Origin of the sequence: Legionella worsleiensis (assembly GCF_001467535.1) — a bacterium.
GTDB lineage: Bacteria > Pseudomonadota > Gammaproteobacteria > Legionellales > Legionellaceae > Legionella > Legionella worsleiensis.
The window spans coordinates 298,501-320,733 of record NZ_LNZC01000012.1 but is presented as its reverse complement, the minus strand read 5'-3'; the positions used below and the strand labels follow the sequence as shown (position 1 = coordinate 320,733).

The window sequence follows — 22,233 nt, the reverse complement described above, 5'->3', positions numbered from 1 at the left end:
TCCTGAAGCTTGAACTTTAACAATAGCACTGAAATTCAAAATATGTAACTCTTTAATTATCAGATTGGACTATTCTTAATAAATATTCAAAATAATTTGCAACAAGATGATAATCTTGTCAAAATTAAAACATAATTTAATTAACTTTCGGGAGCAAATTGATGTCGCAAAGCCACTATTTGCTTATTATTGATCCAACACCAGCCAGTCATGAGTTGAAAGATTATTTCGCCAAGTTTAATCTGGATATTATTCAACAAACCACCCTTTTCCCCATTCCGGTAGAACATGGAATGCCAACTGCCATACTCATTCATTGGTCTGTTTTAAAAAATGAGCCAGCAACCATTGAACAACTTTATAATAATTATCCAGTTCCTCTTATTATCATAAACGACTCGCTTGACGAGGAAGCCAGTATTGCAATGCTTGAAGCTGGTGCTGATGATTTTATAACCAAACCTCTTTATCCTCGCGAACTTCATGCAAGGATTGGAGCAATCGCTCGCAGAGTTACAAGAGCTCAACAAAAAATTGCCCACGGCAAAGATGTATTAATGTTTACAAATTGGCGGCTCTATCCCGCATCCAGACAAGTCTTCGGTGAGAATAACCATGAGCTGCAATTAAGTGCGGGAGAGTATGATTTACTCTTAACCTTCGTCCAACAACCTCAACGAGTTTTAGATAGAGAATTTTTGCTGCAAATTACCAAAAATACTGACCTGACCCCCTTTGATAGAAGAATTGATGTACAAATCAGTCGACTACGTCAAAAAATAGAAGTCGATGCTAAAAAACCCGCCCTGATTAAAACCATACGCAATGGTGGCTATATGTTTACTCCAAGGGTAGTAACTCTAAAAGAAAGCGACACTGAATAAAAAACTGATTTTTTGCATAACGCATCCAAAGATTGCCTGGCAGGTCTAAACTTAGAGAACTACGCTGATTTTTATGGATACATCCAGCTAGAGAATAAAGTTTACCAAATCGAAGCGGAATTTTTTATGCTAAAGCAAATACTCTTAATCGCAAGTGTCATTTTTGGGACAGTCCTGTTACTCATGTATGTCTTTCAAAGACATTTAATCTATTTTCCTGATAGACACGTACCCAATTTAAAAAAATTCCACGCTCAAGACTTACATTCTGTCGCTATACGCACTGCAGATAATATGATACTTCACTCCTGGTATAAAATGGCCCGTAAAAATGAACCAACACTACTTTATTTACACGGTAATGCCGGTCATATTGGATATAGAATGCCGTTGATTCGTCAATTTATTAATTCAGGTATTGGTGTGCTTTTATTGGAATACCGTGGTTATGGCGGTAATAGAGGCAGCCCAACAGAACAGGGTTTGTACAAAGATGCAGAAGCTGGGCTGAACTATTTAATTCAACATGGAATAGAACCTAAAAAAATCGTCGTGTACGGTGAATCTTTAGGTACTGGAGTTGCCACTAAAATAGCCAATAAAAAACGATTTTGTGCTGTGATTCTTCAATCACCCTTCACTTCTCTGGAAAACCTCTCACGCTATCATTATCCATGGCTCTTCATTTCGCCCTGGGATAAATACAACTCCAGCAAGCGCATTGCAACAATGAATGCTCCATTACTGATTTTGCATGGCACCAAAGATCAGATAGTACCTTATTCAGAAGGATTAAAACTGTTTCATGCGGCAGTACAACCTAAAAAAATACATACTATCGATGATTATGATCATCATAATTTATGGAGCAGCCCGAATTTTTCAAAAGTAATTATTCACTTTATTAACAAATACTGTCATTAATAAATGCTATACCGATGATTTATTCTTAATAACAAATCATCGGTAAATGAGTTAGTTGCTTTAAACCTCAACCTACAAAAAAATCTTCTCCTACACCGGGTATTTTTTTCCATTCACACTCTGCTCCATGATAACTAAGAGCAGTAATATCAGGCTGCGCAGGTCCTTTAGCGGAAATGACAAAGACACAAACTCTGGATTCAAATGCAGGCCCTTGCTGCACGGCGGTAAGTGTGTACGCAATATCAAAATCAGCATCTTGAGAAAATCCAAATCCATAAACAAACGGTGACTCAGAATCAAGGAGAGCCCCCTTAACCGAATTGCATGTGGAATCAGCAAAAGAAGCCTCTTGATTTATTGCTTGTAACGTCAGTTTCCATTGGCCATTTTTTGCATAAACGTTGTGCCATGTATGAATACCGGAACAATAGGGTAGCGCATTAACGGAACCTGCAAGCAGAACCATCAGCATCACAAGTATTTTTTTCATCTTTTATTCCTTTAAAGCAGTTGTATTTTAGTGAGGAAGAACAACACTATAAGACTAAAAGACGACCCAATGCAATCAATCTTTCTTGCGATACGATGCATTAGAATTGACATAAACGAGCCCACCAGAAAGCACAACTGCCTATTTTCTCTTTTTTCCTACTTTTATCATTTTCACCGTTTTAATTGTATTATCACTCACCCTCAATACTTCAATTCGATAATTTTCTATAGTCAAGCACGAATCGGAAGGTGGGATATATCCTAGATATTCTATAATTAACCCACTTAGGGTTCTTGGGCCTATTAATGGTAAATTCCAACTCATCATTCGATTTAAATGCCTGAGTGTTAAACTGGCATCTACAATGATAGTGCCATCATCCTGAGGAATAATGTCACGGCTTAATGCGGCAATATCCGTTGTGAATTCCCCAACGATTTCCTCGAGGATATCCTCCATAGTAACCAGGCCTAATATGTCACCATATTCATCAACGACAAAACAACTTCTTCTCTTCATTTTTCTGAAATTTAAAATTTGTACATTTAATGGAGTTGCTTCAGGGATAAAATAAGGGCTATCTGCTGTATTTAATAAACTGTCAATATCCAGTTTATCTTCCAAAGCTAAATTCAATACATTTCTCGCATGAATCATTCCTACAAGATTATCTATAGACCCCTTATAAATAGGTAAGCGTGTATGTTGCGCTGTTTCCAGCTGTTCCAATAATTGCAACCAGGGTTGTTCTAAATCAATTCCTACAATATCAGCCTTTGGAATCATAATGTCTTCAACAGTTGCCTGCTCCAGATCCAACAAGCTAATCAACATACTTTTATGTTCAACTGGCAGTAATCCACCCGCCTCATGTACTACAGATCGCAATTCCTCGCCGGTTAATGCTTCCTTTTGAATTCGATTAATGGAGATACCAAACACTCGTAAAATACCGTTAGAACAAAGGCTTATTACATAAACCAAAGGAGCCAAGACCCATTGTAAAAGATATAAGAAAAAGGAAGAGGAAAAAGCGACTTGTTGTGGATTGATTGCGGCTAAAGTTTTGGGGGTCATTTCAGAAAAAACCAAAATAATCAGAGTCAGCAGCACCGTTGCGATTGCAACACCTGCATCACCGTAATATCGTTGCCCTATTAAAGTGGCAATTGTCGAGGCAACAATGTTTGCCAAAGTATTGCCAATCAAGACTACACTCAGCAATTTATCGGGTCTTGCCAGCATCCGATTCACACGAATTGCTTGTTTGTTTTTTTTCTTAACCAAGTACCTTAGTTTATAACGGTTAATGGACATCATCCCTATCTCTGCGCCAGAGAAAAAGGCAGACAGAATAATCAATGAAACCAGCATGATTAATAAAGATGATGTATGGATTTGCACTGAATTTCCTTAAGCTAGAGCGCTGAAATTAAAATTCTCATATCAAATCGTAAAGAGATTCGAGACGATTTGCCAGTACTGTTCCTTAAAATACAAGCAAAGGAAACGGTGGTACCTCCCAGTAAGGCTCTGCAACTGGTTGGTACTCTTTAAATCTGAAAGTCACACGTCCAGGGAGCATGCAAATCTCCCTGTAAAAGAAAATCAAGCTTTAGTTTTTATTTTGATTATAACGTGCGATGCTCGATACAATTTCCTCACGAGCAGCCTCAGGACCTACCCATCCGTCAATTTTCACCCATTTACCTTCTTCCAAATCTTTATAGTGATTGAAAAAGTGCTCTAAGGAAAGTAACAAATGCTGAGGCAAATCCTCATAAGTTTCTATGGATTGATACATTTTACTAAGTTTTGTGGTAGGTACCGCCAGCAGCTTGGCGTCAATTCCAGATTCATCAGTCATCTTTAACATACCAACAACTCGACAAGGAATTACGGCACCACTGATCAATGGAACAGGCGTTACGACCAAGACGTCAACTGGATCCCCGTCTTCAGAGAGAGTATTGGGAATATATCCATAGTTTGTAGGATAAAACATAGCGGTAGACATAAATCTATCAACAAAAAGAGCACCACTTTCCTTATCCACCTCATACTTAACTGGTTCGCCGTGCATAGGAATTTCAATAATTACATTAATTTCATTTGGCACATCACGGCCACTGTTGATTTCCATTAAACTCATTTATGCAACCTTATACTAAGAAAAACCGCTATTATGCGAAAAATCGCACCAAAAGGCAAAGACAAGCTGTCGCAATCTGCAAAAGGGAATGTATAATATCACTTTAAACTTATCAAACTCATAACCTATGAATTGCTTGTTCTGTAAAATTATACAAGGAGAAATTCCTGCCTCAATTGTGTTTGAGGACGAGGAGGTTTTGGCATTTAGGGATATCAAACCACAAGCACCAACTCATATTTTGATTATACCTAAACGTCATATAGCCACTATCAATGACACCAGTGCGAAAGACGATAAACTTTTGGGTAGAATGGTATTAATAGCTAAAAAATTAGCCCATAATGAAGCATTGAATGAAGTAGGTTACCGATTAGTATTTAATATAAATTCTGGTGGCGGGCAGGAGGTTTACCACATTCATTTACATTTACTCGGTGGACGTCAAATGACTTGGCCACCCGGTTAGGAATTCTTACTATGGAACAACTTTATAAAAAATTGCTCGAAGATATTGGCGAAGACATCCAGCGTGAAGGACTGGTGGAAACTCCAGCACGCGCTGCTAATGCAATGCGTTATTTAACTAAAGGGTATAGTGAAAGCCTTGATGACATTATTAACGGCGCTCTTTTTGAGTCCGATATGAGCGAAATGGTCATTGTAAAGGATATTGAGCTTTACTCATTATGTGAACATCATTTATTGCCTTTTATTGGAAAATGTCATGTGGGTTATCTGCCCAATGGTAAAGTGATTGGTTTATCCAAAATAGCGCGTATTGTTGATTTTTATGCTCGAAGGTTACAAATTCAGGAACGATTGACCGGTGAAATAGCTCATTGTATAGAACAGATCACGGGAGCACGTGGGGTGGCTGTAGTAGTGGAAGCAAAACATTTATGTATGATGATGAGAGGTGTAGAAAAACAAAATTCAGTAATGACTACATCGGTAATGCTGGGTGAAATGCGGCATAACTCTAGCTGTCGGTTGGAATTTTTGAATTTGATTCGCTAATTAGTTCACGTATCCAAACTTTAAAGAACAGCTCGCAATTAAACCATTCTGGTATTTTTGGAAATTCAATATCCCATTAAAAAAGCTCGCAAAACTGGAGTTCTGCGAGCTTTTCTATTTTGGGTAATGATTCTAACTGACTTACTGTCTATCTTTATGTGCAAAGAATATGATGTGTCGCCTTATGAAGATACTCTAAGGCGACACAGAACAACTACTCTTCTTCAGAACTGGTGTGTGTATCTACCAGATCATTGTTCTCTTCAACAACAGCAGAAGTCTCATTTTCAACTTCTTTTTTGGTTTCAGTTTGCGGCTTGTCTTTCCATTCCAATTTCACTCGACCTTGTTTATCAACACCTGCAACAAAAACTTCTATCTCCTGGCCCTCTTTTAGAACGTCTTCTACTTTTTGGGATCTGTCATTACAAATTTGAGAAATATGTAATAAACCATCTTTTCCAGGTAACAAATTGATAAAGGCACCAAAATCTACGATTTTACTCACTTTCCCCTTATAGGTTTGTCCTACTTCGACCTCAGCAATTAGAGCTTTTATTTGCCGTTGTGCCTCTTCTAAAGCCATCATATCGGGTGAAAATAATTGCACCGTACCACTGTCATCAATATCAATTGATACACCAGTACTTTCTATCAATCCTTTTATAGTTGCCCCACCCTTACCGATAATGGTACGGATTTTATCTTCAGCTACTTTCATAGTAGTGATTCTTGGAGCATGTTGCGACAATTCATCTCTATGTTCGGCAAGAGCATTATTCATAACCCCCAGAATATGGGTACGACCAGCAAGTGCTTGTTCTAGAGCTTGTTCCATAATTTCATTGGTAATACCAGTGATTTTAATATCCATTTGCAATGCGGTAATACCGTTTTCAGTTCCTGCCACTTTGAAATCCATATCACCTAAATGATCTTCATCTCCCAAAATGTCCGTCAAAACAGCAAAACGCTCGCCTTCTTTAATCAACCCCATAGCCACACCAGCAACTGGAGCTTTTAAAGGAACACCAGCATCCATTAAGGCGAGACTGGTACCACAAACTGTAGCCATAGAACTGGAACCGTTAGATTCGGTAATTTCAGATACTATACGCAATACATATGGAAAGTCGGAACCATCAGGCAAAACCGCCATCAAAGCACGTTTAGCCAGACGACCATGGCCAATTTCACGACGTTTGGGACTACCTACTTGGCCTGTTTCACCGACAGAATAAGGAGGGAAATTATAATGCAGCATAAAGCGATCACGGGTTTCACCAGTGATTCCATCCAGTATTTGCGCATCTCTATCATTACCTAAAGTAGCAACTACTATGGCTTGGGTTTCACCACGAGTAAACAAGCAAGAGCCATGTGTTCTATCCAGGAATTTAGTACGAATAGAAATGGGTCTTACTGTTTTATGATCTCTGCCATCTATGCGGGGCTCGCCATTGAGGATGCGATTACGAACGGTTGTACGCTCTAACTCGCCAAACATCTCTTCAATTTCTGAAGAGGATAATTCATCATTTCCAGCAATTAATGCAGAAACGGTTTGCTCTTTAAGTTCAGCAAGACGCTGATAGCGCTCTTGTTTGTCTCTGAGCAGATAAGCGGCTTCGACTCCTTCTCGTGCCATTTCAGCAATACGCTCTTGTAATGCGGTATTAACATCAGCTGGTTTCCAATCCCAGCGGGATTTTCCTGCCTCCTTTGCCAATTCTTCAATGGCCTTAATGACTGTTTTCATCATTTCATGACCATACATTATTGCGCCACGCATAATGTCTTCACTTAATTCTTTTGCCTCAGACTCAACCATCAAAATGGCGTCTTTAGTTCCCGCAACAACTAAATCAAGTTGAGATTGTTCAAGAGTTTTTCTACTGGGATTAAGCAGGTAAATACCGTCTTGATAACCGACACGTGCAGCTCCAATTGGCCCATTAAATGGGACACCGGATATCGCCAAAGCAGCGGACGCACCGATCATTGCAATAATGTCAGACGACACCTCAGGATTTAACGAGAGTACCGTTGCTATAATCTGAATTTCATTACGAAAATTATCAGGAAATAATGGTCGGATGGGACGATCGATCAATCGAGAGATTAATGTCTCGTTATCACTGGGTCGACCTTCTCTTTTTTGGAAACCGCCAGGGATTTTGCCAACTGCATAAAATTTTTCTTGGTAGTTAACGGTCAAGGGAAAAAAACCGTTATTTTCCGCACCGTCTTTTTTACCTACAACGGTAACCAATACCTGCGTACCGTTCATGCTCGCTAATACAGCGCCATCGGCTTGCCGCGCTACTTCTCCAGTTTCTAATACCAGGGTATGCTCACCAAATGCAATCTCTTTTGTAATTTTAGCCACGTAATGTCCCCATTAAATAATAATAACGAAAAAAAAGGCGCAGAAAACTGCGCCTTTTTTTAAAGGATAATAAATATTGAATTTGTCTTGTTTAAGACAACACACTTATCAATCAATAAGAATCTCTCAATCCCAAACTTTGAATCAATGTTTGATAACGGGACTGATCATTTCGCTTCAAATATTTCAGAAGCTTACGACGCTTATTAACCAGCTCTTGCAGGCCACGTCGTGAATGAAAATCTTTTTTATTTTCTTTAAAATGGTCGGTCAAATATTTAATTCGGCCGGTTATTAAAGAAACTTGAACCTCAGGCGAACCGGTATCTTTATCGGCACGCTTGTACTGGTTAACAATTGCTGCTTTTTCCGCGCTATTTAGCGACATTATACACTCCTGGAACTGCTAAGTATTCATTTAAAGGCGGACATTCTACCAAGGCAAGCTAAACGAAACAAGTATTAGAAATTAATTTGTGCAAAAAATTCCAAGTTTATTCATCATTACACATCGTAAAATTCAGTTCAGTAACTGATGATGGAAACGAAAGTAACCGTTTTGCTTTTAAATCGCCATTTGGCAGGTGTTCACCCAAACCTATAAATTGCGAACGTCCATCATAAAGACGCACACACCCCACTTCACTAACTTCTAATTTATTAACTATAACTTTTCCTTGACGAATAGTAAGAACTTCATCATCAGAAAGTAGTACCGAATTCATATAACGTACAGCATGATCCATAGGAATCAGACAATGATGACGCTCTGATGGAGACATATTTGTCAGCTCTTCCAAAGTGTACATAGGAAGATTTTCAAATCCTGAGGTATACCGTCTATGTAATCGAGTAACATGAGCTCCCACGTGTAAACTATCCCCAATATCCTCAACCAAATTTCGAATATACGTACCCTTACTGCATTGGACGGTCAAAGCAAACGACCGACCATCAAAACTGTTGAGCAACAACTCACTAATGAAAATATTTCGAGGTTGACGCTCTATATCCACACCTTCTCGGGCAAAACGATACAAGGGAGTTCCATTGTGTTTAAGCGCTGAAAACATAGAAGGAATCTGGCTAATAGCTCCTTTATAGTGCGACAAAACTTCTAATAGCTGTGCCTCATCGATGCAAAAACCGTCTACTGTGGCAGTAATTTGTCCCGTTGCGTCAGATGTATCCGTTTTAATTCCCAACAAACCGGTAGTTTCATAACACTTATCCGCATCAAGCAAGTATTGACATATTTTTGTTGCCTCTCCAAAACAAATGGGTAACATTCCAGTAGCCAGCGGATCCAAACTACCAGTATGACCTGCTTTTCTAGCAGCAAACAGGCGCTTTACTTTTTGCAGTGCGCTGTTAGACGTCATCCCTTCTGGTTTGTTCAACAAAAAAATTCCGTTAATTGCAGAAAGTGTTTCAGTTCGTTTCATCGTGTTCAGAAGATGGAGGATTGACCTCGTCAATTAACCGGCTTAATCGCTCACCGTATTCTATAGACTCATCATAGATAAAATGAAGCTGTGGTACCGTTCTAAGCGTGATACTTCGTGCAAGGGCACTACGTAGATAACTTGCAGCTGCGTTGAGAATACTGGTTGCCAAAACCTTGTCAACATCAAAAATAGTAAAATAGACTTTAGCGTGCCCTAAATCAGCAGCAACTTTAACTGCTGAAATAGTAACAAAACCTTTCAGGCGCGGATCTCTGACTTCCATAGGAATAATCTGCGCCAACTTACGCTGTATCATTTCGGCAATTCTATCGGTTCGTTTAAAGTTATTACTCATTTACAGATCACGCTTGATTTCAACTGTTTCATAAACTTCTATAAGATCACCCGGCTTGACGTCATTGTAATTTTTCACACCAATTCCACATTCAAAACCTTGGCGAACCTCGAGAACATCATCTTTAAAACGTCGAAGAGACTCAAGAGTTCCTTCATAAATTACAACGTTAGATCGTAATACACGGATAGGATTATTACGTTTAATTGATCCTTCAATAACCATACAACCTGCTATAGCACCAATTTTGGGAGACTTAAACACATCTCGCACTTCAGCTATACCGATAATCTCTTCTTTAAACTGAGGTGCAAGCATTCCGGTTAAAGCACCTTTAATTTGGTCAACAATATCATAAATGACGCTGTAATAATGGAGAGAAACAGATTCTTGCTCAGCTAACCGTTTGGCACTGGCATCAGCCCTCACATTAAAACCAATCAATACTCCGTTTGAAGCAATAGCCAAGTGAACATCGGACTCAGTTATTCCGCCTACGCCGTTGGAAATAACTTCAACTTTAACTTCCTCGTTTGATAATTTAACAAGAGCATCCGAAATTGCTTCTATTGATCCCTGTACGTCTGCTTTCAAAACGATATTCAATACTTTCGACTCGGTAGCCGTCATATTTTCCATAATCCCCTCTATTGAGGATTTTTGTCGTCTTGCCAATTTGACATCACGGAACTTTCCTTGGCGGAATAAAGCAACTTCACGTGCCTTTTTCTCATCAGGAACAACAACAGCCTCATCACCAGCATGCGGAATTGCAGATAATCCCAATACTTCAACAGGAATAGAAGGTCCTGCGCTGTCGACCATATCCCCATTATCGCTTACCAAAGCCCGAACACGTCCGTACTGGAATCCTGCAAGAAGAATATCACCTTTGTGCAAAGTACCACTTTGAACGAGAACAGTCGCAACAGGACCTCTTCCTTTATCCAGACGTGATTCAATAACTACCCCCTTGGCAGCCCCATCGGTAAGAGCGGTCAGTTCGAGGACTTCAGATTGCAAAAGAATTGCATCAAGTAAATCATCAACACCCATACCCGTTTTGGCAGAGATATTGACGAACATGGTATCACCACCCCATGCCTCAGGAATGACTTCTTGAACTGCTAACTCATTCATCACCTTTTCAGGATCTGCATCAGGCTTATCCATCTTGTTAATGGCGACAATAATAGGCACTTTTGCAGCCTTGGCGTGTTGAATCGCTTCAATTGTTTGTGGTTTTGCACCATCGTCTGCAGCAACTATCAAGACAACGATATCAGTTGCCTGAGCACCACGAGCTCTCATCGCTGTGAACGCAGCATGTCCTGGAGTATCCAAAAAGGTTACATCACCCTTAGGTGTACTAACGTGATAAGCGCCTATATGTTGCGTAATACCGCCAGCCTCACCGGCTGCAACTTTGGTACGGCGAATGTAATCCAACAAAGAAGTTTTACCGTGATCCACATGGCCCATGATCGTTACAACAGGAGCTCTGGATTCTGTATTACTGCCTTTGGATATCGCTTCACCTAAACCAAGTTCTATTGCATCTTCTTTAATAATTTTAGCTTTGTGACCCATTTCCTCAACGACAATAACAGCTGTTTCCTGGTCTATAACCTGGTTGATTGTTGCCATTGCTCCCAAGCTCATCATGACTTTAATGACTTCGGCAACTTTTACAGACATGCGTTTCGCAAGGTCACCTACAGTAATAGTCTCAGGAATGATTACGTCTCTCACAATAGGTGCTGTTGGAAGAGCGAATCCATGTGTTAAAGACTCTTCAGCTTCTCTGTATTTATCCGATTTTTCAGAACCTTTACGTTTTTTAAACTTACTGCGCCCACTTCTTCGAGGAGAATCCTGATCATCATCTTCCCGTTCAAAACTTTGATATTTAGGTTTCTTTTTGGCTTTTTTGAATTCAGCAGACTCGGAATCTGCACTGGGTGACTCAGCGTGTTTCTTTTTAGCTGCTTTTTCTGATTTGGTCTCTTCAGAAACCGTTTTTTCGGTAATGATTTCCGCAACAGTATCTAGATCAGTCAGTTCTGTTGCAATCCCATCAACAAGTAATGCAGCTTCTGCTGTAGCATCGGGTGTTGGTTCTTCAATTGATTCCGTTAAGGCAGCTGATTCATGCAAAGTATCCTGGGAGGCTGTTTCAGTCTCTGAATTCATTTCGTCAGATTGGCTCATTACTTCATCAGCCTGAGCAGTAGGATGTTCTGCCTGTTCCGAAGTGTGTTCATGATCTTCATTTAAGGAAACGGATATTCCTATTTCATCTTTTTCTTCAATCTCAGGCTGATCTATGAGAGCACTGCGTTTTACAAAAGTCTTCTTTTTACGAACTTCAATGTTCACCGTTTTTCCACTATGGGCATCATGGCCTACAGTAACTTGGGTTAAACTCTTACGTCTCAAGGTGATTCTTTCAGGTGCGGCGCTGGTATCACGCACAGAACTGCCTTTTAAGTGATTGAGTAAAATTCGCTTTTGATCTTCGTTTACAGTCTGTTGATCATCATTAAAAGACAATCCTGCTTCCTGTAACTGGTTCAATAAGCGTTCAACCGGAATACCAACGACTTGAGCTAATTGTTTAACCGTCACATCCGCCATATTTTAATCCCCTTTCAGCAGTTCTTTGTTTACTGCATATATTCTAATACTACTGGCACCAAAATGGTGTATTTATTTTCCAGAAAAAATGTGTTCATTGGAACCAAGGCTCTCTGGCTTTCATAATTAGTGCACCGGCTTGCTCTTCGCTAATGCCTTCTATCTCTAATAATTCATCGACAGATTGTTCTGCTAGCTCTTCCATAGAGGTAATTCCTTTGCTGGCCAATTTATTGGCTAATTCGTCGGACATACCTTCCATAGAGAGTAGTGAATCATCAGGGGAACCAGATAACCCCTTTCCTGAGGTAAGTGCCATAGTTAACAATGTATCATTTGCTCTATTTCTTAACTCTTCGACTATTTCATCATCGAATTCTTCTATTGCCAATAATTCATCTTTAGGTACGTAAGCTATTTCTTCAAGTGAAGAGAACCCATGAGCTACAAGAAGAGCGGCAATTTCTTCATCTATTTCTAATGCTGAAGTAAACAGTTTGATTATTTTACTGGATTCTTCCTGGTTTTTATTTTCGAACTCATCTGCTGTCATCACGTTAAGAGTCCAACCAGTTAACTGGCTGGCCAGCCTGACATTTTGACCATTTCGACCTATAGCCTGAGAAAGTTGTTCCTTCTCAACTGCTAAATCCATAGTATGGCTGTCTTCATCAACAACAATAGATGTAATGTCAGCAGGCGCCATAGCATTGATAACGAGTTGGGCGGGATTATCATCCCACAATATAATGTCAACGCGTTCACCACCTAATTCACTAGAAACAGCCTGTACGCGAGCACCACGCATACCAACACAAGCGCCAATAGGATCTATTCGTCCGTCGTTTGTTTTAACAGCGATTTTAGCTCTATTTCCAGGATCACGAGCAGCGGCTTTAACATCGATAATGTTTTCGCCAATTTCAGGAACTTCAATGCGAAACAACTCTATTAGCATTTCGTTACGTGTGCGACTAACAAACAGTTGAGGACCCCGGGCTTGTGGCGTAATTTCATACAAATAAGCGCGAACACGATCATTGGGTCTAAACATCTCATGGGGTAGCATTTCAGAGCGAGGTAAAAAAGCTTCCGCTTTACCACCCAAATCAATGATAATATTGTCACGAGTTACTTTTTTGACAGTACCGTATACTAACTGTCCGAGCTTACTGCGAAACTGATCAATAACCAGCTCACGTTCCGCTTCTCGAACCTTTTGCATAATGACCTGACGAGCAGTTTGAGCTTCAATGCGGCCAAACTCTATAGATGGGATTAATTCTTCTATACGTGTTCCCAAGGTTGCAGCAGGATTACGTTCTTTAGCTTGTTCCAAGGTTAACTGCTGTTCTGGATTCTCTAATTCATCTTCTTCAACGACATCCCAGTATCTGAATGTTTCATATTCACCTGTTTTTGGATCCAGCTTGATACGAACGCCAATATCCAATCCAAAGATCTTCCGAGTAGCAGACTCTAATGCAGCCTGAATGGCAAGTATAATAACATCCTTACTAACGCCTCTTTCGTTGGATAACGCCTCAGCAACTAATAACAATTCTTTGCTCATTGTTCGCCTCTCTAGACTGTCAAATATGCTTTCACAATATTTGAAAAAAGTATTTCATGATGTTCGTTGTTAATATCAAGTACCACTGCACGTTCTGTTGCACAGACAATAGTTCCTAACAACTTGCGTTTTCCAGTAACCGGTTTAAACGTTTTGACCTGTACTGGTTGTCCTGTGTAGCGCTGGTACTGCTCTGCGTTAAACAGGGGTCGTGGTATACCGGGAGAGGATATTTCCAGACTGTAATTCCCAGGAATTGGATCTTCCACATCAAGTAAAGCGCTAACCTGCTTACTCACTTCCTGACAATCTTCAATACCAATTCCTTCAGGTTTATCGATATAAATTCTTAATAACGAATGTTTTCCTTGAGATAGATATTCGCAACCCCAGAGTTCATATCCCATAGACTCCACGGTAGGTGCCAGCAACTGTACCAATTCATCTTGCATCATAGTATTTACAAACAAAAAAAGGGCGCACACGCCCAAGTCATTACAACAACTTAGATTCGTACAGTACCCTATTAGACATAATAAAAAACCCCATAAATGGGGTTCTAATAAAGTGGTAGCGGGGGCAGGATTTGAACCTACGACCTTCGGGTTATGAGCCCGACGAGCTACCAGGCTGCTCCACCCCGCGTCAACTGAGGCCAATTATACGGACATTTAGGCCTCTTGGCAAGTATTTTCATTAAAGATAATCAATTAATTAATAAACGCATTGATACATGCCGCAATCAGAGCACTTGGGAAGATACCCAAGTACAATAGTGAAAGGCAATTTAATGAAAATACCAACGTGTTACCCTTGCTCACTATAAGTTTTGCTGAATTCAGTGGTTGATCAAAATACATCACTTTAACTATTCGCAAATAATAATAAGCACCTATCACTGTAAATAAAAGACCAACTATTGCGACCCAGGTCAACTGAACATCGACTAAGGCCTTCAAAACAAGCAGCTTTGTAAAAAACCCAACAGTTGGAGGAACTCCAGCCATAGAAAACATTACAACGAGCATCATAAATGCCAACCACGGATTTCGTTTGTTCAAACCTTTTAAATCATCAATATTGTCAATTTCCATACCTTGTCTGGACATCAGGACCAATAAACCAAATGCAGCTGCTGACATCAAGGAATAAACCAGAATGTAGTACAGTGCAGCTGAATATCCAGAAGCATTCGCAGCTAAAACTCCAAATAGTGCATAGCCAATATGAGAAATTGCGGAATAGGCAAACAGTCTTTTTAAACTGGTTTGAATAACAGCGAATAAATTCCCTAGTCCAGCAGAAAGCAGTGACATAACCAAAATAATTTGCTGCCACTGAACAGTAATATCGATTAAACCTATGGTAAGCAATCTGAACGCCATACCTAAGGCAGCAACTTTGGGTGCAGTGCTTATAAACAGAGTAACTGAACTCGGAGCGCCCTGATAAACATCTGGAGCCCACATATGAAATGGAACCGCAGCTAATTTAAATCCAACACCGGCCAGAATAAATACAACTGCAAATGCCATTAACGTATTTTTCTCTTGCCAGTTTGCTGCGACAGCATTGGCAACATCTAACAAATCAAGTTTACCAGTAGCACCATAGACAAGTGATATACCGTAAAGCAGCATACCTGAGGCTATAGCACCCATGACAAAATATTTCATTGCAGCTTCAGAGGCATCACTGTTGGTGCGTCTGATAGCGGTCATGGCATATAGAGGCAAAGACATTAATTCAAGCCCAAGATAAACAGTAAGCATAGAGTGCGCAGATACCAGAATCATCATTCCAAGCGTAGAAAACAGGCCTAGTATATAGTAATCCCCAGAAGGAATTTTACGCTCGTTAATGTAGCCTTTTGAATAGACGAAACTAAGCAATACGGTCATGTAGATGAAGAGTTTCATCAGATTGCCTGCGTCGTCACTAATAAACAAGTTATTAAATATCAGTAACTTGAACTGGCCTAAATAAAGATAACTCACACATGCAGCGAGAATTAAGCCAATACATGCAATGTAAAAGGCTATATCTGAATGTTTGTGACGACCAAATAAATCAGCAAGCAAAGCAAGGCATGCGGTGACCAGCACGATGATTTCAGGAAGTGCTACATGGAGATTTTCAAGTATTGCTATCATATTGTTAACCTTGCATTATTACAATTTTGACTTATCAGCTAATGCCAATGTATGACTTACTGTTTGATGTACATATTCCAGCATAGGCTTTGGATACACACCCATGGCTATAACCATCAAAGCAAGTAAAACATAAGCACTTAGCTCGAAACCTGATATATCTTTTAATTCAGCAATTTTATCATTAGCTACAGCTCCAAAAATTACTCTCTTATACATCCAGAGTGTGTAGGCAGCTCCTATTATGAGCGTTGTTGCAGCCCAGAAGGCAACCCAAAAACCAGCTTTTATACTACCCAGAATAACCATAAACTCACCGACGAATCCTGATGTACCAGGCAATCCCGCATTAGCCATTGCAAACAGCATGAAAAAGGATGCAAACAGTGGCATGGTGTTCACAATGCCGCCAAAATCGGCAAGATTTCTTGTATGCATACGGTCATAAATGTAACCTACACCAGCAAACATGGCGCTTGAAACAAAAGCATGAGAAATCATGACAACGATGGCTCCTTCAAGAACCAAACCAGCACTACTCAGTCCTGAATGATCTGCTATGGCAAAAATAGCAAAACAACCAAGCGTAACAAATCCCATATGGGAAATTGACGAATAGGCAATCAAACGTTTCATGTCTTTTTGAATGATGGCAATTAACCCAATATAAACCACCGCAATTAGAGATAAGGCCACCATTAAGGTTGCATATTTACTGCAAGCGTCAGGGACTATTGGCAAAGAAAAACGGATAAAACCGTATGCGCCCAATTTTAACAATATTGCAGCTAGAATAACTGAACCGCCAGCAGGTGCTTCTGTATGCGCATCTGGTAACCAGGTATGCACTGGAAACATTGGAATTTTTATTGCAAAACCAAGGAAAAATGCAATAAAAATAAGAGTTTGCGCAGTCATTGATAACTTGATTGCATAAAATGTTTCGATCTTGAATGAGCCGGCAATATAGCCCATATAAAGAAAGCTAGCCAACATTAACACTGACCCAAGGAAGGTATAAAGAAAGAACTTAATAGCGGCATACACTCTGTTCTCTGAGCCCCAGATTCCTATTATTAAGTACATTGGAATTAATGTAGCTTCCCAAAAAATGTAAAAGAGGATGGAATCCATTGCCGAAAAAACACCAACCAATAAACCCTGCATAATCAAAAAGGCAGACATATATTGTGATACTCTTTTGGTTACACTATCCCAAGTTGCTAACACAACGATAAGATTGGTAAAAATGCTCAGCACTATAAGGAGAAGGGACAAACCATCAACTCCAAGAGTATAATTTATGCCCAAAGAAGGCATCCAGGCAATATCTTCAACAAATTGCATGCTAATTGATTGAAGATCGAATCCGTTAAGCAGAGGAACGCACAAAACAAGACATAACAGCACGGTAAAAAGTGTTAAATACCGTGCAACATTAGGATTGTTATCGTCGCCAGTAAGCAGAACAAAAACGCCGCCTAATATAGGCAACCAAATTAATAAATTAAGCAAATGATGCATACCTTCACCTTATCTTCACTGTCATTTAGCTAAGAAAACCAGTCATTGATTATTAGAATCATCTGATCAGTTCTTTCTTTAGCAGATTAAAAGCCAGTCATTAAACGATAGAACGAGTTACGAGATTTTAATTACTGTAACAACGTATAAACCATCTTCGCATTAGCCCAGAATTAACCAGCAAAGAAAACCTAATAACCCAAATACCATAACCGTTGCATAGTGGTATAAATAACCGCTTTGTAACGCTCGTCCTTTGGTAGAACACCAGCGAACAAATCGACCACTACCGTTAACCACCAGCCCATCGATTAGCCGCTGATCACCAACAGCGTATAGCGTACGGCCTAGTCCTTTTAATCCTTTAACGAAAAAGAAATCATAAAAGGTATCGAATCCGTATTTATTCATAAGAATTTTGTATATCAATGATAAACGTCTGGAACAATAGGACGGAATAGATGGGAACAGGATATAACAAGCCCATGCAATCAGAGCACCAGCAACAGTAACCCAGAATGATAAGGAGTGGAAGGCATGTAATGCGCTTTCCATGGGGGACTTAACCTCCCGGCCTAATTCCAGCAAAACATCATGCTCAGGCAAAGTAAACAAGGATGCACTGAGTAATGTCGGATTATCGAAAAGCATAGGCATATACAATATGTAACCTAAAATAACCGATGGAATAGCCAGAAGGACTAACGGCAACCAGACAACCCAAGGAGATTCGTGTACATGACTTAAAGTATGCTCGTCCATTCTTGGTTTTCCATGAAAGGTCATAAACAAAGATCTAAACGTGTAAAGAGCAGTAACCATGGCACCCGCAGTGACACAAAAATAAGCATAACTACTACCTGGAATTTGAGATAAACCAGCTGCTTCTATAATCGTATCTTTTGAATAGAACCCTGAAAGAGGAGGAAAAGCACACAAAGCCAAGCTACCGATGACGAAAGTAGCGTAGGTAATTGGCATTTTATTCCACAACCCTCCCATTTTTCTCATGTCCTGCTCATGGTGCATGCCAATAATAACTGAACCAGCTCCAAGGAATAGAAGTGCTTTAAAACAGGCATGAGTCAACAAATGAAACATCCCGGCACTATAAGCGGAAACTCCCATTGCTACCATCATGTATCCCAATTGAGATAAAGTGGAATAAGCTACAACACGTTTAATGTCATTCATCACCAGAGCAAGAATGCCCGTAAACAGTGCTCCTGTTGCACCAATAACGAGTATGACGCTAAGTGCTGTTGTAGATAGCTCCATTAGTGGCGATACCCTTGCTACCATAAACACACCGGCAGTTACCATGGTGGCAGCGTGTATCAGAGCTGAAATTGGTGTTGGGCCTTCCATAGACTCTGGTAACCAGACATGAAGGGGAACCTGTGCTGATTTACCCATAGCACCGACATAAAGTAAAATACAAATAACCGTAACGAGTGACCAGCTGTGCCCACTAAACAGCTGAATGTTCTGGCTCGCAAGGTAGCTAGCACTTTTGAATACCGTTTGATAATCCAAACTTCCGGTATAAGCAAAAACCAGGGCAATACCCAATATAAAGCCAAAATCACCAACTCTGTTAACTAGAAATGCTTTGAGACTCCCCTCAAGTGCGGACTCTTTTTTATACCAAAAACCAATAAGTAGATAAGATACTAAACCTACACCTTCCCACCCAAAAAATAACTGTAAAAAGTTATTAGAGGAGACAAGCATCAGCATCATAAAGGTAAAAAGGGAAATGTAGCTGAAAAAACGTTGGTATCCGTCATCGTCTGCCATATATCCTATGCTGTATATATGAACCAGCAAAGATACAAAGGTCACAATAACCAACATCACAACGCTTAAAGGATCAATTAAAAAACCTATACTAAAATCATAGGGTATTAATAAGCCACCACTAGCCCAACTGTATAGTACGGAATTAGTAGCCGGAAGATGTCCCCCCAAAATGCCCCATGCTATGTACAGTGACAGAACAAGCGATATTGAAACACCCAATATAGTAACACTCTGAGCCCCGACCCTGCCAATTTGATTACGGAAAAAACCGGCAATCAATGAGCCAAACAGCGGAGTTAAAACAATAATTAGACAAAGTTGTTGTATACTCACAATTTTAACCTTTTAAATGATTCATCTTATCTACGTCTATGTTGCCACGATTTCTATAAAGCAACATCACTATGGCCAAACCTATCGCTGCCTCAGCCGCCGCAACTGTCAAAATAAAGAAGACAAATACCTGACCACCAAGCTCATTATAATAATGAGAAAAAGCAACAAAATTAGTATTTACTGCTAATAGCATCAATTCAACGCATACAAGAAGTAAAATGATATTTTTGCGATTCAGCATGATTCCAACAAGGCTTAAACCAAATAAAATCGCACCTAATATCAGATAATCTATAACCGGTATCATAAAGTGTTCCCCAATTTCATTTCTCTGATTTCATACGGACTAATTCAACTCTATCAGTACTTTGAGTCATAATCTGTTGTGTTATATTTTGTCTTTTAGAGCGAAGAACTGGTCTATGCACCAAGGTGATTGCTGATATGATAGCAACTAAAAGCAATACCGCAGCCAATTCAAAAGCCAAAAAGTAATCGGTATACAAGACCAGACCTAATGCTTCTGTATTAGAGACTTGGTTCTGGGTGGTTTGGACATTTGCATCACTGACGAGTTCCGAACCGTCCGGTGTAACTATCTCCTGAACCTGCACGTTGGATTTAAAAGAGTCTGCGGGAACTGCAACCATCAGAATACCAACTAGAAGCGCTACAACTATCAAACCGAAAGGAAGGTATCGCATAAAATGACTTTTCATACTCTCGACATCAATATTCAACATCATGACTACGAATAAAAATAAGGTCATTACTGCACCGACATATACAAGCACTAAAATAAGCGCCAGAAATTCAGCAGTGACTAATATCCAAAGAACGGAACTGGCAAAAAAAGTTAACACCAAAAAAAGCACACAGCGCACCGGGTTATTCTGGCTAATCACCATCAGCGCAGATCCTACTGCTAACGCAGCAAAAACATAAAAAATTACTTGCAGTAATACTTCATTCATATATCACCCCGTTATCGGTACTTATGGTCAGCAGTACGATCTGCTGCAAGCTTTGGTTCCATTAAATCACCCAATGCCAATAACTTGTCTTTGGTCATTATGTTCTGACCACGTTCACTGATATGGTAATGATGCACTGGAGTAACGACTATAGAGTCAACTGGACAGGACTCTTCACACAATCCGCAATTGATGCATTTAAACATATCGATATCATAGCGAGTTGTTCTGCGAGAACCGTCTTCACGTTGCTCTGATTCAATTGTAATTGCCAAAGCAGGACACACCGCTTCACAAAGCTTACATGCAATACAACGTTCTTCGCCATTGGGATATCTACGAAGCGCCAGAAGCCCCCTGAAGCGTGGAGAAATAGGAGTAAATTCCTCCGGAAACTGTATGGTTGTTTTTTTCTTGAAGAAGTATTTACCTGTTAACTTTAAACCTGATAAAAGTTCCCACAGAAGAAAACTGCGTACATAATGTCTTATATATTTATATGCTTTTTTCATCGGCTTCTCTATTAACCATTAAAACCAAGGTTTGACCTGAGCAACAACCATTACGGCTGTAACGATAACCCAAACTATGGTGACCGGGATCAGTACTTTCCATCCTAAACGCATGAGCTGATCGTAACGATATCGAGGAAACGTAGCCCTTATCCATAAATACACAAAAAGGAAGAAACTTATTTTTAGAAGTAGCCAGACAAATCCAGGTACTACATAAAAAATATCATCTAAAAATGAAATACCGTCAAAAGGAGAGAGCCATCCTCCCATAAACAGCAGTGCCATAACAGTTGAAATAAGGATCATGCTGGCGTATTCAGAAAGAAAGAACAACGCAAAGCCAATCCCTGAGTATTCTACATGAAAGCCAGCTACAATTTCCGATTCACCCTCAGCCAAGTCAAAAGGCGCTCTGTTTGTTTCGGCAATACCTGCTATCCAAAAAACCATAAATAACGGTAAGAGAGGAACGAACCACCAGTGCAAAATTCCTCCTTTTTGCGAAAGAACGATATCGGTGACGTTCATACTTCCTGCAGCCAACAAAACGCCTACAAAGGCAAATCCCATGGCAATTTCATATGATACAGTTTGTGCAGTACTTCTTAGCGCTCCAAACATGGCGTATTTGGAGTTAGAGGCCCATCCGGCAATAAGAACACCGTATACGCCCAATGAGCTCATAGCAAAGAGATAAAGAACTCCTGCATTAATGTTGGCCATGACCATACCTTCATCAAAAGGAATTACAGCCCAACCAGCAAGAGAAGGAGCCAACGCAAAAAGTGGCGCAATAACAAACAAGTACTTATTAGATTTAGTCGGAACGATGATTTCTTTAGTAATCAACTTAATCAGGTCAGCAAAGGGCTGGAGTAACCCTTTAAGGCCCACTCTGTTTGGACCAATACGTACTTGAATATACCCAATAACTTTTCGCTCTGCGTAAGTCAGATAAGCCACACATAAAAGTAATGGTACGACAATTACCAGTATTTTAATGATAATCCAAATCAGTATGCTAATATTCTGAAGCATTTTATTACCTAT

21 protein-coding genes and 1 tRNA gene are annotated in these 22,233 nt (G+C 39.9%); 4 read left to right on the top strand and 18 right to left on the bottom strand.

Annotated elements, in window-relative coordinates:
• Positions 1-161: 161 nt before the first annotated feature.
• Complete coding sequence (locus Lwor_RS07240; protein ID WP_058493220.1) at positions 162-884, top strand: winged helix-turn-helix domain-containing protein; 723 nt, start codon at positions 162-164, stop codon at positions 882-884.
• 126 nt (positions 885-1,010) lie between these two features.
• Positions 1,011-1,808 carry an alpha/beta hydrolase gene (locus Lwor_RS07235; RefSeq protein WP_058493378.1) on the top strand — a complete coding sequence of 266 codons (798 nt, stop codon included), beginning with the start codon at positions 1,011-1,013 and terminating at the stop codon, positions 1,806-1,808.
• Positions 1,809-1,875: 67 nt separating this feature from the next.
• On the opposite strand, the gene Lwor_RS07230 is transcribed toward Lwor_RS07235, so the two are convergent.
• From Lwor_RS07230 to ppa, 3 genes are all read right to left on the bottom strand, one after another.
• The gene (locus tag Lwor_RS07230; protein WP_058493219.1) at positions 1,876-2,301 is read right to left on the bottom strand and encodes a hypothetical protein; all 426 of its coding nucleotides are present in this window, start codon (positions 2,299-2,301) and stop codon (positions 1,876-1,878) included.
• A 141-nt stretch (positions 2,302-2,442) separates the two neighbouring features.
• Positions 2,443-3,678 carry an HlyC/CorC family transporter gene (locus tag Lwor_RS07225; RefSeq protein WP_415582810.1) on the bottom strand — a complete coding sequence of 412 codons (1,236 nt, stop codon included), beginning with the start codon at positions 3,676-3,678 and terminating at the stop codon, positions 2,443-2,445.
• A gap of 241 nt (positions 3,679-3,919) precedes the next feature.
• Positions 3,920-4,456 (bottom strand): inorganic diphosphatase, encoded by a 537-nt coding sequence (gene ppa, locus Lwor_RS07220; RefSeq protein WP_058493217.1) that lies wholly within the window; start codon positions 4,454-4,456, stop codon positions 3,920-3,922.
• Positions 4,457-4,583: 127 nt separating this feature from the next.
• Here ppa and Lwor_RS07215 point away from each other — a divergent pair, with 127 nt between their 5' ends.
• Together Lwor_RS07215 and folE are read left to right on the top strand one after the other, a co-directional pair.
• The gene (locus Lwor_RS07215; RefSeq protein WP_058493216.1) at positions 4,584-4,925 is read left to right on the top strand and encodes a histidine triad nucleotide-binding protein; all 342 of its coding nucleotides are present in this window, start codon (positions 4,584-4,586) and stop codon (positions 4,923-4,925) included.
• Positions 4,926-4,936: 11 nt separating this feature from the next.
• Positions 4,937-5,476: a GTP cyclohydrolase I FolE gene (folE, locus tag Lwor_RS07210; RefSeq protein WP_058493215.1), complete on the top strand. Its 540-nt coding sequence runs from the start codon at positions 4,937-4,939 to the stop codon at positions 5,474-5,476.
• Positions 5,477-5,690: 214 nt separating this feature from the next.
• Here the strand turns inward: folE and pnp are convergent, their stop codons facing one another.
• The 15 genes from pnp to nuoH all read right to left on the bottom strand — a co-directional run bounded on the left by pnp (position 5,691) and on the right by nuoH (position 22,221).
• Positions 5,691-7,865, bottom strand: a complete 2,175-nt coding sequence (pnp, locus tag Lwor_RS07205) for a polyribonucleotide nucleotidyltransferase (protein WP_058493214.1) — start codon at positions 7,863-7,865, stop codon at positions 5,691-5,693.
• 112 nt (positions 7,866-7,977) lie between these two features.
• Complete coding sequence (gene rpsO, locus Lwor_RS07200; RefSeq protein WP_058493213.1) at positions 7,978-8,253, bottom strand: 30S ribosomal protein S15; 276 nt, start codon at positions 8,251-8,253, stop codon at positions 7,978-7,980.
• Positions 8,254-8,359: 106 nt separating this feature from the next.
• Positions 8,360-9,310, bottom strand: coding sequence for a tRNA pseudouridine(55) synthase TruB (truB, locus tag Lwor_RS07195; protein ID WP_058493212.1), 951 nt, complete (start codon positions 9,308-9,310; stop codon positions 8,360-8,362).
• Positions 9,297-9,668: a 30S ribosome-binding factor RbfA gene (gene rbfA, locus Lwor_RS07190; protein WP_058493211.1), complete on the bottom strand. Its 372-nt coding sequence runs from the start codon at positions 9,666-9,668 to the stop codon at positions 9,297-9,299. The genes truB and rbfA overlap by 14 nt, the downstream gene beginning before the upstream one ends.
• Positions 9,669-12,305 (bottom strand): translation initiation factor IF-2, encoded by a 2,637-nt coding sequence (infB, locus tag Lwor_RS07185; protein ID WP_058493210.1) that lies wholly within the window; start codon positions 12,303-12,305, stop codon positions 9,669-9,671. It abuts the gene before it with no gap.
• Between the two features lie 94 nt (positions 12,306-12,399).
• Positions 12,400-13,878, bottom strand: coding sequence for a transcription termination factor NusA (nusA, locus tag Lwor_RS07180; protein ID WP_058493209.1), 1,479 nt, complete (start codon positions 13,876-13,878; stop codon positions 12,400-12,402).
• Between the two features lie 11 nt (positions 13,879-13,889).
• Positions 13,890-14,333, bottom strand: a complete 444-nt coding sequence (rimP, locus tag Lwor_RS07175) for a ribosome maturation factor RimP (RefSeq protein WP_058493377.1) — start codon at positions 14,331-14,333, stop codon at positions 13,890-13,892.
• A 113-nt stretch (positions 14,334-14,446) separates the two neighbouring features.
• A tRNA-Met gene (locus Lwor_RS07170) sits at positions 14,447-14,523 on the bottom strand.
• Positions 14,524-14,588: 65 nt separating this feature from the next.
• A complete protein-coding gene (nuoN, locus tag Lwor_RS07165) occupies positions 14,589-16,031 on the bottom strand; it encodes an NADH-quinone oxidoreductase subunit NuoN (protein ID WP_058493208.1) in 1,443 nt (480 codons plus the stop codon).
• A gap of 18 nt (positions 16,032-16,049) precedes the next feature.
• Complete coding sequence (locus tag Lwor_RS07160; RefSeq protein WP_058493207.1) at positions 16,050-17,555, bottom strand: complex I subunit 4 family protein; 1,506 nt, start codon at positions 17,553-17,555, stop codon at positions 16,050-16,052.
• A gap of 162 nt (positions 17,556-17,717) precedes the next feature.
• Positions 17,718-19,691, bottom strand: coding sequence for an NADH-quinone oxidoreductase subunit L (nuoL, locus tag Lwor_RS07155; protein ID WP_058493206.1), 1,974 nt, complete (start codon positions 19,689-19,691; stop codon positions 17,718-17,720).
• A 4-nt stretch (positions 19,692-19,695) separates the two neighbouring features.
• Complete coding sequence (nuoK, locus tag Lwor_RS07150) at positions 19,696-20,001, bottom strand: NADH-quinone oxidoreductase subunit NuoK (RefSeq protein ID WP_058473812.1); 306 nt, start codon at positions 19,999-20,001, stop codon at positions 19,696-19,698.
• A gap of 16 nt (positions 20,002-20,017) precedes the next feature.
• Positions 20,018-20,668, bottom strand: a complete 651-nt coding sequence (locus Lwor_RS07145) for an NADH-quinone oxidoreductase subunit J (protein ID WP_058493205.1) — start codon at positions 20,666-20,668, stop codon at positions 20,018-20,020.
• An 11-nt stretch (positions 20,669-20,679) separates the two neighbouring features.
• Positions 20,680-21,180: an NADH-quinone oxidoreductase subunit NuoI gene (gene nuoI, locus Lwor_RS07140; RefSeq protein ID WP_058493204.1), complete on the bottom strand. Its 501-nt coding sequence runs from the start codon at positions 21,178-21,180 to the stop codon at positions 20,680-20,682.
• Between the two features lie 18 nt (positions 21,181-21,198).
• Positions 21,199-22,221: an NADH-quinone oxidoreductase subunit NuoH gene (nuoH, locus tag Lwor_RS07135; RefSeq protein ID WP_058493203.1), complete on the bottom strand. Its 1,023-nt coding sequence runs from the start codon at positions 22,219-22,221 to the stop codon at positions 21,199-21,201.
• Between the last annotated feature and the right edge of the window lie 12 nt (positions 22,222-22,233).

Excerpts from the sequence above, each read along its gene's own strand:
- Lwor_RS07240 (WP_058493220.1), top strand. The coding sequence starts at position 162 with ATGTCGCAAAGCCACTATTTGCTTATTATTGATCCAACACCAGCCAGT.
- Lwor_RS07235 (WP_058493378.1), top strand. The coding sequence starts at position 1,011 with ATGCTAAAGCAAATACTCTTAATCGCAAGTGTCATTTTTGGGACAGTC.
- rpsO (WP_058493213.1), bottom strand. The coding sequence starts at position 8,253 with ATGTCGCTAAATAGCGCGGAAAAAGCAGCAATTGTTAACCAGTACAAG.
- folE (WP_058493215.1), top strand. The coding sequence starts at position 4,937 with ATGGAACAACTTTATAAAAAATTGCTCGAAGATATTGGCGAAGACATC.
- nuoN (WP_058493208.1), bottom strand. The coding sequence starts at position 16,031 with ATGATAGCAATACTTGAAAATCTCCATGTAGCACTTCCTGAAATCATC.
- nuoK (WP_058473812.1), bottom strand. The coding sequence starts at position 20,001 with ATGATACCGGTTATAGATTATCTGATATTAGGTGCGATTTTATTTGGT.
- nuoH (WP_058493203.1), bottom strand. The coding sequence starts at position 22,221 with ATGCTTCAGAATATTAGCATACTGATTTGGATTATCATTAAAATACTG.
- Lwor_RS07160 (WP_058493207.1), bottom strand. The coding sequence starts at position 17,555 with ATGCATCATTTGCTTAATTTATTAATTTGGTTGCCTATATTAGGCGGC.
- truB (WP_058493212.1), bottom strand. The coding sequence starts at position 9,310 with ATGAAACGAACTGAAACACTTTCTGCAATTAACGGAATTTTTTTGTTG.
- ppa (WP_058493217.1), bottom strand. The coding sequence starts at position 4,456 with ATGAGTTTAATGGAAATCAACAGTGGCCGTGATGTGCCAAATGAAATT.
- Lwor_RS07225 (WP_415582810.1), bottom strand. The coding sequence starts at position 3,678 with ATGCTGGTTTCATTGATTATTCTGTCTGCCTTTTTCTCTGGCGCAGAG.
- Lwor_RS07230 (WP_058493219.1), bottom strand. The coding sequence starts at position 2,301 with ATGAAAAAAATACTTGTGATGCTGATGGTTCTGCTTGCAGGTTCCGTT.
- nuoI (WP_058493204.1), bottom strand. The coding sequence starts at position 21,180 with ATGAAAAAAGCATATAAATATATAAGACATTATGTACGCAGTTTTCTT.
- infB (WP_058493210.1), bottom strand. The coding sequence starts at position 12,305 with ATGGCGGATGTGACGGTTAAACAATTAGCTCAAGTCGTTGGTATTCCG.
- Lwor_RS07145 (WP_058493205.1), bottom strand. The coding sequence starts at position 20,668 with ATGAATGAAGTATTACTGCAAGTAATTTTTTATGTTTTTGCTGCGTTA.
- rbfA (WP_058493211.1), bottom strand. The coding sequence starts at position 9,668 with ATGAGTAATAACTTTAAACGAACCGATAGAATTGCCGAAATGATACAG.
- rimP (WP_058493377.1), bottom strand. The coding sequence starts at position 14,333 with ATGATGCAAGATGAATTGGTACAGTTGCTGGCACCTACCGTGGAGTCT.
- Lwor_RS07215 (WP_058493216.1), top strand. The coding sequence starts at position 4,584 with ATGAATTGCTTGTTCTGTAAAATTATACAAGGAGAAATTCCTGCCTCA.
- nusA (WP_058493209.1), bottom strand. The coding sequence starts at position 13,878 with ATGAGCAAAGAATTGTTATTAGTTGCTGAGGCGTTATCCAACGAAAGA.